This is a genomic window from Sphingobacterium sp. UBA3519 (assembly GCF_002377215.1).
GTDB classification, from domain to species: domain Bacteria; phylum Bacteroidota; class Bacteroidia; order Sphingobacteriales; family Sphingobacteriaceae; genus Sphingobacterium; species Sphingobacterium multivorum.
The window spans coordinates 105,072-118,691 of sequence record NZ_DFPI01000001.1; the positions used below are offsets into that span (position 1 = coordinate 105,072).

Annotated in this window: 12 protein-coding genes; 7 read left to right on the forward strand and 5 right to left on the reverse strand. The window is 37.8% G+C overall.

Annotation, left to right across the window (positions count from 1 at the left end; genetic code table 11):
• Positions 1–305: 305 nt before the first annotated feature.
• Entirely contained in the window at positions 306–3,275 is a 2,970-nt protein-coding gene (locus tag B3297_RS00475) for a DEAD/DEAH box helicase (RefSeq protein ID WP_070563020.1), read from the reverse strand.
• A gap of 201 nt (positions 3,276–3,476) precedes the next feature.
• Here B3297_RS00475 and B3297_RS00480 point away from each other — a divergent pair, with 201 nt between their 5' ends.
• A complete protein-coding gene (locus tag B3297_RS00480; protein ID WP_286778249.1) occupies positions 3,477–4,277 on the forward strand; it encodes a type IV toxin-antitoxin system AbiEi family antitoxin domain-containing protein in 801 nt (266 codons plus the stop codon).
• A 121-nt stretch (positions 4,278–4,398) separates the two neighbouring features.
• The gene (locus B3297_RS00485; protein WP_070563014.1) at positions 4,399–5,718 is read left to right on the forward strand and encodes an ATP-binding protein; all 1,320 of its coding nucleotides are present in this window, start codon (positions 4,399–4,401) and stop codon (positions 5,716–5,718) included.
• 271 nt (positions 5,719–5,989) lie between these two features.
• Here the strand turns inward: B3297_RS00485 and B3297_RS00490 are convergent, their stop codons facing one another.
• Together B3297_RS00490 and B3297_RS00495 are read right to left on the reverse strand one after the other, a co-directional pair.
• Positions 5,990–6,826 (reverse strand): DUF1835 domain-containing protein, encoded by an 837-nt coding sequence (locus B3297_RS00490; protein WP_286778250.1) that lies wholly within the window; start codon positions 6,824–6,826, stop codon positions 5,990–5,992.
• 6 nt (positions 6,827–6,832) lie between these two features.
• A complete protein-coding gene (locus B3297_RS00495; RefSeq protein ID WP_286778251.1) occupies positions 6,833–7,219 on the reverse strand; it encodes a helix-turn-helix domain-containing protein in 387 nt (128 codons plus the stop codon).
• Positions 7,220–7,385: 166 nt separating this feature from the next.
• On the opposite strand from B3297_RS00495, the gene B3297_RS00500 reads away from it, so the two are divergent.
• From B3297_RS00500 to B3297_RS00520, 5 genes are all read left to right on the forward strand, one after another.
• Positions 7,386–7,856 (forward strand): hypothetical protein, encoded by a 471-nt coding sequence (locus tag B3297_RS00500; RefSeq protein ID WP_286778252.1) that lies wholly within the window; start codon positions 7,386–7,388, stop codon positions 7,854–7,856.
• 10 nt (positions 7,857–7,866) lie between these two features.
• Positions 7,867–8,490: a GIN domain-containing protein gene (locus B3297_RS00505; RefSeq protein ID WP_286778253.1), complete on the forward strand. Its 624-nt coding sequence runs from the start codon at positions 7,867–7,869 to the stop codon at positions 8,488–8,490.
• A gap of 27 nt (positions 8,491–8,517) precedes the next feature.
• Complete coding sequence (locus B3297_RS00510; protein ID WP_286778254.1) at positions 8,518–9,798, forward strand: hypothetical protein; 1,281 nt, start codon at positions 8,518–8,520, stop codon at positions 9,796–9,798.
• 3 nt (positions 9,799–9,801) lie between these two features.
• Entirely contained in the window at positions 9,802–11,571 is a 1,770-nt protein-coding gene (locus tag B3297_RS00515) for a hypothetical protein (protein WP_286778255.1), read from the forward strand.
• A 64-nt stretch (positions 11,572–11,635) separates the two neighbouring features.
• The gene (locus tag B3297_RS00520) at positions 11,636–12,616 is read left to right on the forward strand and encodes a 3-keto-disaccharide hydrolase (RefSeq protein WP_286778256.1); all 981 of its coding nucleotides are present in this window, start codon (positions 11,636–11,638) and stop codon (positions 12,614–12,616) included.
• 39 nt (positions 12,617–12,655) lie between these two features.
• Here the strand turns inward: B3297_RS00520 and B3297_RS00525 are convergent, their stop codons facing one another.
• Entirely contained in the window at positions 12,656–12,949 is a 294-nt protein-coding gene (locus tag B3297_RS00525) for a Smr/MutS family protein (RefSeq protein WP_286778257.1), read from the reverse strand.
• A 45-nt stretch (positions 12,950–12,994) separates the two neighbouring features.
• Positions 12,995–13,414 (reverse strand): hypothetical protein, encoded by a 420-nt coding sequence (locus tag B3297_RS00530; protein ID WP_286778258.1) that lies wholly within the window; start codon positions 13,412–13,414, stop codon positions 12,995–12,997.
• Between the last annotated feature and the right edge of the window lie 206 nt (positions 13,415–13,620).

Sequence of the window (13,620 nt, forward strand, 5' to 3'; positions counted from 1 at the left end):
AACGAAAGTTAGGGCTTTTTTTGTTTCAGGGCAGGGTGCGAACGTACGACCTTTTAAGATATTAGTAGGTTCGATCCGTAGGAGGCTCAGGGGGGGTGTTTGGGGAAAGTGCGGCTGAGTCAATCCTGCCACCCCGATAAAATCCACTGGTAATCAGTGGCTTTTTCTATTTTTGGATATATTTCGGACAAATTTCCCTTGTTTTTTAAAGCTTGTAAAGTTAAGAAAAGTGGGATTCATGATACACGTACTTAAATATCCACCAATAGCACACGGTGCTGACCTAAACCTTAAACTTATTTTTCTCAGCGAAGGGTTTCTTCCAAAAATGCTTTCCAGAGGATAAAACCTCTTTCTGGATCGCTGTAGTCATGAAGGATGCGATTAAATCTTTCGGGAGTATGGTTTTCTAAGAAAGCCTGTCTACCTTTTTCACGAATAATCTGCAGATCTTTATCTATCATCGCAACAGCGTCTTTCAAGACGGTTTTATTTTTATCTGTGTGCCAGATATAAGTCGCCTCCTCCGTATCTAAGGTTTCAAGGATGATGTGGTACTGGCTCTCTCCGGATAGAAGAAATACAAATGCAAAGGGACTAAGCACGAATCTAATCTTCATAATACTGCTCTGGTGGTGATCGGCTAAGAATTGAACTTGACGAGAGTGTTTGTATTTTCGTAAATTAAGGATTTCAGAAAGTAACTCTTCGGCGTTTTGATATACAGTATCGCCATTCTGTAACTGATCTGAAGTCAAAATATTTTGTTTTTGCAAAGGTAGCTTGCCTAATAGTCCCTTGTTCAGAAACTGGAATTTCACACCTTCTACAATTTCTTTATTTATTCGTTCTATATCATCGGAAGTAGCGATTTGCGCGACCAGTTTTCCGTATTCAAATTCAGCGTTTAACTGAACGTTGATGTTTTTAGATTTCAGTATCTTGATAAAGTAAGGTTTTAATACCTCAAACTCAGGCCTAATCTCCAAATTTTCGATTTGAAATTCCAAAACCGTATGCATCTCTTCTACTTTATAAGTGAAGACCACATGGCCATAATGAAACGATAGATCCTCAATGGGTATCTTGGTACTTTTTTCTAAGGTAAATAAATGACCTATTTGAGACTGGTAATCCATCGTTGGTTCATCAAAAAGTGTAGCTTGTTTGGTGATTTTACGATAATAGATATTCCGTTTTAGAAACATCTTGTCTAGATAATCGATCTGTACATCCCGATAGTCGTATATAGTTGGATTGATCTCGGATCGCTGCACCCGACCGATGTATTGAATCAATTTTCCATGGAAAGCAAAGGGATAGGCCAAAAGTAGTGTGCTGATATGCTGAATATCCGAACCTTCGCCAAAATACTGACCTGTCGTAATTAGTACTTGAAAATTCCCTTCTGATAATGTTTTCCATTTCGCTTTCTTACTGCTGTCTGAATCATCTCCGCTGAGCGTTATGGTTTCATAATTTGATTTTAGCAATAGATTCAGCGTCTCGATATGTTCTTTTCTTTCGGTAATTATAACTGCCTTTTTTCCTTGGTTTAGCTCGGCGGATACATCGTTTACTATTAATCGGTTTCTTGCTGTATCATGAATTAGAATTTGGGAAAGTGTTTCGAAACTGTCGGTTTTAGAATTATAGGGAACATGGAGTGTGGTATTCCGTACGATGATATTTGCCCTTTTGTAATCTTCAATTTCCTCTGGTCGGATTTCTGTAATGATATCACCGAGATAGGTGAAGATCAATTTATCATCATTATATTTCCGAAAAGGAGTCGCTGTGAGACCGTAGCAATAAACACTGTTTAGTTTTCCGACGGTGGTACGATAAGATTCCGCCGGAATATGATGACACTCGTCGATTAAGATCGCGCCAAATTTGTCCTGAATTGTTTCAATATGTTTTGGAAGACTTTGTATCGTTGCAACGGTTATTTTATCAGCACCCAATTTTGCTTTTCCCTGGCCTATAATCCCAATTTCTTTCTTCGGTATCCCTAGGAATGATTCGATACGTTCTATCCATTGATCTAACAGCTGTTTACGATGCACGACAATAAGTGCAGGTTGTTGTTTGTCTGCAATAATCTTCAAGCCAATAACAGTTTTTCCTGTTCCTGGTGGAGCAACGATCACACCGAAATCCTTTTTTTCTACTGCGGCGACAGCATTGGTCTGATGCTTTCGCAATGCGGCATTAAAAGAGAATTGGATTGCCGGGAGTTCGTGTCTATTATCAACAAAGTCATGTGCTACCTGTGTTTCTCTGCAGAATCGCAGTATTTTCCCAATAAACCCTCTTGGGATGAGGATTTCATTTTCCGTTTCTTCAATTAATTTAAAAAATCTTGGCGTGTCGAAAGTGCTTCTCCCTGACTTTTTCTTGATGATAAAGGCTGAATTAGCAAAATTAAGTTGCTCCTTCAAAAAATTGATGAGTACAAATGGTATAGCGTGACTATTTATACGGATCGAATTGCTCAGGGCGATTTTAAGTTTTCCATCAACAACGGGTACATAGCTTTCTTTACTTCCTCTTGTTTGATTGAACAGCTCCTCTAGGTAATCCAAACTCACTCTTTTAATTTCTTTTAAATATGCAATTTGATCAGGAAATGGATCTATCGTTTTGGGATCGATAAAGGAACTGTTGCCATTCTGTACAGCAGGTGAAAATAAGGGCATTGCAATTAGATTTCCTAAACCTTTGCCAGACAGGTAATCTTGATTTGGAAACAAACGGTCAAAGCTGGAGCTTTTATCAAATGGCGAGAATGCACCGCATCCTTCTAAGATATGTATAAATAACTTACGACTTTTGGCTGCTGGATAAGGGCTTTCAAAGAAAATCCAGACATGTGCGCCATTGCCGGAACGGGACCGTTCAAGATAAGCAGGGATATTTTTAGCGGTACATGATTCGAGAAATTTCAAAGCCTGTTGTTGCCAATCGGATTTATCGAAATCAGCTACTAAAAACCAAGAAGTGTTATCTTGCAACAGTGGGTAAATTCCGATCTGCTGAAGGCCGTTAAGATGTTTCGTAATTTCTATTTCTGACAATGGCAGGTAGCTTTTGTGGGCATAGCTTTGAAAAGTACCGCCATTAGCTTTATGTAGTCGATAATGGTATGGGTCATAGCTATAGGCCGGCATGTACCCGCCTTTACTTCCCTTCTCCCAGCGTAAAGCAAATACGTCTTCGCGACCTCTAAAAAGGTTGAGAAGATAGATTATGTCCTCGTTAGTGAATTCCACTTGTTTTTATTTTGGTATTAAGATAAGTGAATTAGAATATACATCTTAAAAATATTAATAATCTGGAACACTTTCGTTTATTCAAAGTGACTATTGAGATTTGATATCAAGCGTTGTTTTTTGAATAATTGTTACTTATCTTTACCAATCGTGTTACGATAAGACCCATTTTTTAGGTCTTATCGTAACACAAAAGGTAATATGGCAGACAGCGTTTATATATCAGAACATCTTACGAAGCCCCAACTTGGGTTCTTAAAGTTGCTGGATGACTATGAAGTACAGTTGTTCAAATTCTCCGAAATTGAACAGTTGCTAGAACAAAAGTTTGACAACTTAAGTGAAATCTTAGAGAATCTAGTCGACAAGGAACTACTTGTGCGAATGGAAAAAGGTAAATTTTGCAAACAAGGTTTTCGGGACGAATATGTCATCGGTACTTTCGTCGCTGAAAATAGTGCTGTCGCGTATTGGTCTGCATTAAATTTGCACGGATTGACCGAACAATTTTCTAATACCGTTTTTATTCAGACGACTAATCAGAAAAACGACAAGTCAATCTTAGGTACTTCTTATAAATTCGTTAGGATAGCACCTAATAAAAAAACAGGAATAATAGACAATGGTTACGGTAACCTTCATTATTCGATAACCGATGTAGAGAAAACAATAGTCGATTGCTTTGACCTACCTCAACATTCTGGTGGCTATGCGGAACTGATTCGAGCAGTTAGTCAAGCGCAAATGCAACCCACTAAATTAGTCGAGTATTGCAAGGCTGTGAATAATATAGCGGTTACCAAACGAATTGGCTATTTGGTTGAACTTCTACAAATTACAGGCATGGATCCTTTTATAGATTTTGCCAAGATGCAGGTAAAAAATAAATATAATTTGTTTGATCCCCAGGGATTGGAAGAAGGTGAATTTGTCGCAGAATGGCGATTGCGATTGAATATCAGCCGGGAGGAATTGTTAGACATATCCAATAAACAATACTAGATGATACTGAAAAAGGAAATAGCAGAAAAAGCTTTGGAAAATGAAGTGTCCAGAAGTACCATCGAAAAGTTACTGAATCAGAAAGAGCTATTGACTAAGGAGTCAATTTCATAAAGGCATTATGGCAGAATCTCAAAATATTGAATACAAGCAGAGCTGGAGGGATGAATATCTCAAATGGATATGTGGCTTCGCAAATGCAAATGGTGGTACTATTTTCATTGGTAAGGATGATGGCGGCAAGACTGTTGGTGTAGCTGATGCTAAGAAATTGTTGGAGGATATTCCGAACAAGGTGCGTGATGTATTGGGTATTTTGGTTGATGTAAATCTGCATGAGACTGTTGAAGGGGATTTCTTAGAGATTATTGTGGAGCCTTATCCTAATGCTGTAAATTATAAAGGTCAATATCACTATCGAAGCGGTAGCACAAAACAGGAAATGAAAGGTGCTACGTTGGATAAGTTTTTATTACAAAAGAAAGGTGTTCGTTGGGATGGAGCTGCTGTTCCTCGAGTATCCGTTGATGATCTAAAGAAAGAAACGTTTGTTTTTTTTCGTCAACGTGGTTTTAAGAATAAGCGTTTGTCTGAAGACAGTTTGATTGACCGTGACGAGCATTTACTTGAAAACTTGAAGTTGATTGAGAATGGTTATTTGAAACGAGCTGCTATTTTGTTGTTTCATCCTGATCCGGAAAAGTATATGACGGGAGCTTATGTGAAGATTGGTTATTTTGAAGGGGAAACGGATTTGATATTTCAGGATGAGGTTCATGGGAACTTATTTGAACAGGTTGAAAGGACCATCGATCTTTTATTTACGAAGTATATCAAAGCGCTAATTAGTTATGATGGGATCCATCGTAATGAAACTTATGAATATCCTAAAGAAGCTGTACGTGAGGCTTTATTAAACGCCATCGCTCATAAAGATTATTCGGGATTAACTCCTATTCAGATTCGTGTATACCCTGATAAGCTTATGATCTGGAATGAGGGACATCTTCCGGAAAATTGGACCGTGAGTAACTTATTAAAGAGTCATTCTTCGAGGCCCTATAATCCTGATATAGCAAATGCATTTTTTCGTAGTGGCTATGTGGAATCCTGGGGCCGTGGCATTAGTAAGATGACAGAGCAGTGTTTGGCTGAAGGATTGCCTGAGCCAAGTTACTTGGTTGAGGGATCAGATTTCTGGGTTGTATTTAAGAAGGATATTTATAATACGGAGTATCTTGAATCGCTTGGTTTGAATAGCCGACAGGTGAAGGCTGTTTTATTTACAAAGAACAAAGGAAAGATTACGAATAGTGATTATCAGAAATTGGCAGGTGTTTCTAGAGAAACATCTACTCGAGATATCAAGGAGTTGATTGATAAAAAATTATTTAAATCTAGTGGAATTAAAGGTGCAGGAGCTTATTATACCTTAAATTGAATTGCGTCATGAATTGCGTCAATTGCGTCAAACTGGGGCTTTTGAGAATAGTAAAGTAAAAGCAATATAGAGAAAATTTTCACTAGTTTGTACCAGCATTACTGTTGAACCCATGGTTTGCCGATAAAACAATAGTGTAATGATTGCACCTAAAACCTCAGAAAATGTTAGATGTCCGCTACGGCTACGCTTCGCAGTTTAAACAAGAACGCGGAATCAAATCCGGATCTAAAAGATTGGAGAAAAAGACTAAAAGCTTACTATCAAAGAGTTAATCTTTCTTCCTAACATCAAATACTATCTTCGCTCGTTCAGGATCTTCATGTGGATTGGAAATCTCGATCTTGCCCATATCTGCCAATTCTTTCAATCGATAAAAGAGAAAAAGATCGCCTACGGAACTATCATAGAATTCATCCCATATATCACAAAGTGTATAGCCAACAATCAATGCCGACCTTTGAGGTGTCTCGTTGCACCTTTTCAAAAGATATGCATCAAAAAATGTCTCATCGCCAGCTAAATGTTTCCCTGAATCATCAAATAGATTAACTACTGCATCATTCGAACGAATATGCGACCAAAGTGATGAATAGGATTGAATATCATCTTCACTTAACTTTTCAAAGTGTTTAGCAGCCTCCACAATATTGTCTTCTCGCATCACCTGTAAGGAACGGAGATTTAGCTTTTCTCCTTTCTCGTTCCTAAAATTCATATGATGGAAATTGAGTTTATGAATAGGTGTCGAAGATTCTTTCAAGTGGGAGAGTAAACGTGCTATAATGATCTTTTCGTTGACATCGTCACCAAGCCATAAGTAAATATGGCGATACCGATCGGAAGAAGAGATTACCTTTTTCAAAAGCGCTAGATTGTCATCTACAAAATTATTGCTCCCCTCAGACTGGATAGAACCAAAAACGTTAGTCCACCATGCCTTCCTGCTCTCAATAGCTTCCGCATCGCCCAAATCACATAGAGGTCCGAGACTAAGTGCTTCGGTAAAACCTAAAATTTCACCTTTCTCTACATCGATTAATTTGCTCTGAATGAGTGTAGCATTTCCGGAGAAACCAAAAGTGATGTGCAGATCCTTTTTAGACATGAATACCTACTTATCCTTCAACAACCTCTCCAAGTACTCTGCCTTAGATTTTTCGGCTTCCAAAAGGCGTTCGTACAATTCAATGATTTTATCAAGCGGATTAATTGTACACAAGTAATTGTTATTGTTTGAACTGCTGTCTTGGAAAGTGTTATTTATAATATTAAACACGGCTTCCTCACTAAAATTCTCAATAGCTTGTGGAGTAACCCCTAATGCTTCAGCAACTTGAATCAATAGATTTGCTTCAATCTCGGCATTGCGCTCCATATTTGATACAGCTTGTTGGCTTATACCCAATTCGAATGCTAAAGCTTCCTGCTTCATACCACGCAGTTCACGAATGCGGCTGATTTTTCTTCCTATATGGTTTGTCGTGTTGGTTGTACTCATAAATCCAAAGTTAACAAATTATTCATCGTTCAAGATACGAAATATCTTCATATGGTACAAAACAAGGATAGCGTTGTACGATACAAGGGCTATTGGTTTTATACAAGCTGTTTTGGTTCGGTACGTGGATGATGCTGTGTTCATTTGTGTAAACCCAAATAAATTGATGAAGAAGAAAAAGAATCCCAAGGTTGTAACCGTGGACATGTATCACAAGTATGCTGAAATCGATGAAATGTATTCCAGTAAAGTCAGAGAGATAAAATTGGATATTCCATCAAATCTCAGAATGTTGTGTGCCATACTGGATGTCAAGGTCGAGAAACTGTTAACCGATTTTATGTGGATGTTAAGTTATTCCCATCATAATTCAGCTACACCTAAACAACGAAAAGCAGCAAATAAGTTCTTTATCAACTGCAAGTATGGCCAGTCTTTGCATACTAAAAATCAGGTCAAACAGATGTTTGATGAATTAAAGGCTGAACGAGAAATTTATGAAACCATAGACGGGATGGATCACGAGGATAAGAAGCTGTTTTGGAAAAATAATCATATGTATAAGCAGCACTGGTTTAAACGCTGGTTTGAAAAAAATAGACAAATGGGTGATATTTCTGTACTTCAAGAATACTAACTAAAAAATCATGAATGAGTTTAACGCCTTAATTATACAAACCCGTTGTAAAGTTATACTTAAACATGGCAAAAAATCACCTTTCTCTATCAACGAAAGTGGAGAAAAGGCGAATTGGGTAAATACAGCTATCCTCAACGATCAATTAGTAGTCGTATACACGAAGCCTGAATATTACGGTTACCTACTGCTACATGATTATTATCCGCAGATAACGATTAGCTATAAAACCTTGGCGGGACTGCAGATGCTGGATAAGTGTTTTGTAGAATCTGATGGAACGCTCAAATTACAGAAGTTGGGCATGATCGTCAGAGAAGGGCGCATAGATATATCAGTAAATGCTTTTTCAATCGACTGTACCGTGATAAAAAGTGGGTGCGCAAAAATTTCCGGCGGAACAATCATCTCCTATGTCTTGGCGCATCAAAGAAGTGTCTATGATGGATCAGAACTGGAAGCGTCGGAAGGTAATGTGCATGTCCACGACGAGGCTAAGGCGTCTGTATGGTTCAAAGAAGAGGTAGAGTTCGGACTGTACGGACGTAGTAAAATGGAATATCGCGGAAGCCCTAGAATGAAAGTAGTGCAGATAGATGAAGGCTGTTACATTAAGACAAAACAATGTCGGTGATAGAATAAAAATTAAAAATTATCAGCTATGAACAATGCTTATATAAAAAATCCGGAAGATGAGTGGGATATTCGGTGGTATCTAATTGAAGGGGGCATACTTGAATCCATTCAATATGGTACCTATGAATCATTCAAGAAAAAGCTATGGAACATCCTTGTTATTCTCACATCTCAAAACAATCCAGAAGAAACAAAAAAAGAATACATAATTGATCATTTAGATAACATCGTCTTAATGGTTAAGGGATGTCATTATTTTTTGCATCATAAAAAGCGATTAAAGTATGAAGAGGATTGGATAGATATCCAATGGCTACCAAATCCTTATCGCTGTTTAGAAAAATATCGACCTCGCGAAGACGAAAAGCTCAATCATCATTTAGCGCATTTCGATTACAATTTCGCTCAGCTAACACGAGAAGAGATTCAAAATTTTGTGATCGCATTTGAGAATTTTTTCTCCGAAATGGATCTGTCTTCTTGGCTGAACTTATTAGATGATTGGAAAAGATGTATAAATGAGAAGGAATCCATCTTCGAAAGTGGTGGCGAATACGCACCTTTAAAAACTTACGAACAACTCTTAAAACTATGTGAAGCTTGTTATGTCGCTTACCACTGGGCAGCGATTAGTTATCCACCACCGAACAAACACTTAATAGTTGATTATTTAGGATCGGATTATATAAATGGCTATCAAAGTGCAAACCCTTTCGAAATGACCGGTGATGTTTTCTATGAACAAAGTTACACTAATATTAGACAAAGTATTTTGTATTTATATCCCACATGCAGTTGTGAAAGAGGCACCATAGTATTAACTACTCGTGATCTGCGATATGTTTTAAGGTGGTTGTTCCAAGCTGGATGGATGTTTTTACAAACAGATTATTTTCCTGAAAACTGGCTTGATCCAGACAAAATAGACTTTTTGCGCTGCCCTATTGCAGAAGCCGATATAGCAACTTGGAAGCCGAAGAGCTTAAGCAAGAAAGGACGAAGAAACATTCCAAAGACTTTGTCTAAATTATTTTATAGCGTTAATGTACGAGACGAAATACACAGGGTTGAATGTAGGATGATGACTTATCTAGAGGATAAATATTCCGAAAAATATACAGATTTGAGCAAAGAGCAAATTATCACAAGAGAACGGCTACTGAAAGTTTTGGATGTGCTAACCCTCATCGTTTTGGATCTGCGAAAACGTAGAACCAAGAATGAAGGTGTATGCTATCCGCCAATATTCGATCATGACAAGCAGTCAGAATTACAAAAAGTTGAAAATGAAACCGAAAATTTATAAGTTATGGGAATTACAAATAAAAATGATCGGACTGATTTGAATAGCATCATTCTGATTCTAGCGAGCAAATACAATATCGATCGGGTATTCCTGAACACCTACTATGCTGTTGATGTTCCTTTCTACGAGTTGGTTATCCTATTATCTAACAAGGAGCATAAATCTGTAGGCGAACTAGATCCACAGATTAGAATGTCCTTAAAGGATTTTCCGAAGTTTCAACATGTCACTTTGGTAGCGTTTCAGGTAAAAAGTAAGCTTATTGATGGGAACTTATACTTACACATGACCTGCCATCCACATAAACTTATTTATCAAAATCCATCGTCAAAATTTGACCTATACCCTGAAGGGCATTCTCAAGAAAGCACACTGAAGTCGGTTAACGAATTATTTGACCGCGAAAATCATAAAGTAAATGAGTTTAAAGAAGGATACTATTATTTCAAGGAACGAGATTCGCTGTCGCATGCAGGATTTATGCTGCATCAGGTATTTGAGTTGCGGTATAGATGCATGGAGATTATGGTCATGGGAAAAGAACGCGCAACGCACTCTATCAGGTCTCACCATCGTTATCTGGTTAGAATGGCACCGTCACTAGCCACTATATTTAAAGAAGGCAAATCAGAAGATGAAATTATGCTCCAATTTTTAGAGGGGGTATATCGGGCGACACGCTATGAAGATAATTTTGACGTGGATCTTAATATTCTACTGAAGCTGGAAGAACGGATGGAAAACTTTATGCAGATCACAGACACGATGTTTGAGGATTCCGTGACGAATTTTAAAAACTACTCTTTTGAGGTCGATAATCCGAAAGAGAAATTAGAAGATAGTGTCGAAAGTCAAGAAAAGTCGCTACGAAGCATTTCTAATGACGATACTATGATGCCAGAATATGATATCTACAAAAGCACTGCTGATAAGAAGTTGGAATTAATTATTACTCGTTTGAAGAATACAATTGACATACAAGGTATCTATCTATTTGGTCAGCGAACTAGATCATTTGTCATCAATGGTATTAATAAACCTTCAAATACTGACATTTATGATTACTACTTCGATTTGTTAATTGTTAGCGAAAGTGATATTCGTGAAACAATAGGTAATATTCAAGCATCGATAAATAAAGAATTGGAAGTTTCCGTTTTATTACTTTCTTTCACTCGAGATCAAATACAGAAACAGTTGGACAAAAATAATCCATTCTTTCATCGGTCTTTGCAATATGTGGATCCGCTTCATGGTACTGAGATCAATTTATTGAAGTGGGAATTTCATGAACACAATGGAGAGCGTACTCAAGACGAAATGAAAGAGGCGAAGACAAAATGGCACCTAAGAGAAAATAACGCGAGTGGCTTCTACAATGGAGGTAAAGCGATAGATCAATCCGAAGAGGTTGAAATTAAAGTGCTTCTTTATAACCAAGCTATTGAACAAGCATGTTTGGGTCTACTGGAATATTTTTATGACTATACGCCATACCAATACAATCTAAAACATTTGTTCAGTCTGTGTGCTAGTTTATGGCAATTTCCAAACGATATCTTTCCTCGTAATATCGAAGAAGAAAAATCGCTATTCGATGAATTTGCGCAAACTGTAAAAGATACGCGATATCAGGGTTGGTCCATGGTCGGTTGGGATGAAGCTTATCGTTACGACGAACGATGTGAGCGGTTTCTTAAAGAATGTATAAAGCTTGTTCGAAGTCTTTTGTTTCTGGCTTTCTTTATGTTTTTTAACATTATATCCTTGTAAACCCGCTGTTAAACAGTTAAATTGCTTGAAATTTATTGTCAACTAGAATATAAACATAAATAATATGAACAGAAAAGCGGCATTTCTTTTAGGAATTTTGGCCTCTTGTGCATTACCGCAAGTTACCTTTGCTAACCATTCCATTGGAGAATCTATTCATTATCAACAGGACGTAGAAGGCAAAGAGCTGATTGGTCGATGGGATATCGAAGTGGATATTAATGGTACTCCTGCGCCATCTTGGCTGGAAGTTAAATTGTCGGGCTATAGAACTTTAGTAGGTCATTATGTGAGTACTTCCGGAAGTGCCCGGCCAGTTTCTCAGGTGTTTTATGAGAAAGGGAAGTTCAAATTTGCCATCCCGCCACAATGGGAGGGTGGAAAGATGAACCTAAGCGTGGAAGGCGAGGTTGTAAACGGTGTATTGCAAGGGACAATAACAGAGCCTGATGGGAAAACATATCGCTTTAAAGGTGTTCGTGCTCCGGAGCTGAAGCGAACAGCTGCAGTAAAATGGGGGAAGCCCAATCAGCTGTTCAACGGCAAGGATCTGTCAGGATGGAAAGCTACCGGTAAAACGAATCAGTGGGTGGTGAAAAACGGAATTTTGACTAGCCCGCAATCTGGTTCTAATTTGGTCTCTGAGCAAAAATTTGAAGATTTTAAATTACATGTTGAATTTAAAATTCCAGCAGGAAGTAATAGTGGTGTCTATTTAAGAGGCCGTTATGAGGTTCAGATAGAAGATAGTCCAAAAGACGCACATCCTAATGCCGTACTTTTTGCGGGCGTCTATGGTTTCCTTGCAGCAAATGAGATGGTGAACAAAGGGGCCGGAGAATGGCAGACCTATGATATTACATTGATAGGACGCCTGGTGACTGTGGTTGCCAATGGTAAAACAGTGATCAGCAATCAAGAGATTCCGGGGATTACCGGCGGAGCACTGGATAGTAGAGAGGCTGAACCTGGTCCGATCTATTTCCAGGGTGATCATGGTCCTGTGGAATTCCGAAAAGTAATTATTACTCCAGCTATTAAATAGCATAACATGATACAAAGGCTATCTGAAAAGGTAGCCTTTTTAAATCCCTATGACAACGACTACAATATCTTCATTCTGGTAGGAGGTGTAATAGCGTTCAATGGATCCGTGAGCTTTGTAATCTTGCAGCTCTTCAAAAACCATTTTTTTTAACATTCCTTTTCCCTTGCCATGAATAAACTTTATTTCGTTCATTTCCCAATAAATAGCTGCGTCTAGATTAGATCGCATAAAATCCATGGATTCTTGTAAGAGCTCCTCTGGCGAATAATCTTCCCAATCTTCAAGGAAAGTATCGGTGTGTAAGTCTACGATAGCTGGTGGTTTGCGCATTTCTCAATATTTTACAATGCTGCAAAAGTATAATAAAACGGCGACTTAATAGGTTAAGTCACCAACGAAATCAATCGCTTGGGCAAATTTTTCATACCATTTTTTGATAATAGCTGCAATTTCATACTTTTCCTCATCGGCATGGTTGAGCATGAGTAACTCGATCGATTGGAGTAGCTGTTTGAGATCTAGAAAATAACCGTCGAAATCCCGGAACGCAGACACAGTATCCCGAATTAGCAGCATGGCATCATGTCGAAGTGTAATCATATCATGACGTGAAGATATTCGGTCCAGCAACCATTCCTTTTGGAAATTGGAGTCAATATGTCTGTTGCAAGCCTGATTAAAAAGCAATTCAAATTCAACAATTTGATGTTTCAGGTCATATATAGCTTTTTGGAGCTCTTCAAAAGTACTGATGATCTTTTCTTGGGTCTCCATGTTTTTTGATATAATTGCCATGATATTTTACTTAAAAATGTATACGCTTGGTTTTTAGTTATTTAAATAAAAGCATGTAAGGTATATACAAATAGTTCAGCCGAATGTTTTACATTTCTAAAATTCGGTTATGATTTTTGTATATAAAAGAAGAGACTGAGCTTAAAACGGAACTGAGTTTTTTTGGTTTTTGGTCCCGTTTTCAAATCGTAGATTTTTTTTGAAAC

What these genes read in the sequence shown, in the direction of transcription:
- B3297_RS00480 (WP_286778249.1), top strand. Translation starts at nt 3,477, where the DNA reads ATGGCAGACAGCGTTTATATATCAGAACATCTTACGAAGCCCCAACTT.
- B3297_RS00485 (WP_070563014.1), top strand. Translation starts at nt 4,399, where the DNA reads ATGGCAGAATCTCAAAATATTGAATACAAGCAGAGCTGGAGGGATGAA.
- B3297_RS00490 (WP_286778250.1), bottom strand. Translation starts at nt 6,826, where the DNA reads ATGTCTAAAAAGGATCTGCACATCACTTTTGGTTTCTCCGGAAATGCT.
- B3297_RS00495 (WP_286778251.1), bottom strand. Translation starts at nt 7,219, where the DNA reads ATGAGTACAACCAACACGACAAACCATATAGGAAGAAAAATCAGCCGC.
- B3297_RS00500 (WP_286778252.1), top strand. Translation starts at nt 7,386, where the DNA reads ATGAAGAAGAAAAAGAATCCCAAGGTTGTAACCGTGGACATGTATCAC.
- B3297_RS00505 (WP_286778253.1), top strand. Translation starts at nt 7,867, where the DNA reads ATGAATGAGTTTAACGCCTTAATTATACAAACCCGTTGTAAAGTTATA.
- B3297_RS00510 (WP_286778254.1), top strand. Translation starts at nt 8,518, where the DNA reads ATGAACAATGCTTATATAAAAAATCCGGAAGATGAGTGGGATATTCGG.
- B3297_RS00515 (WP_286778255.1), top strand. Translation starts at nt 9,802, where the DNA reads ATGGGAATTACAAATAAAAATGATCGGACTGATTTGAATAGCATCATT.
- B3297_RS00520 (WP_286778256.1), top strand. Translation starts at nt 11,636, where the DNA reads ATGAACAGAAAAGCGGCATTTCTTTTAGGAATTTTGGCCTCTTGTGCA.
- B3297_RS00525 (WP_286778257.1), bottom strand. Translation starts at nt 12,949, where the DNA reads ATGCGCAAACCACCAGCTATCGTAGACTTACACACCGATACTTTCCTT.
- B3297_RS00530 (WP_286778258.1), bottom strand. Translation starts at nt 13,414, where the DNA reads ATGGCAATTATATCAAAAAACATGGAGACCCAAGAAAAGATCATCAGT.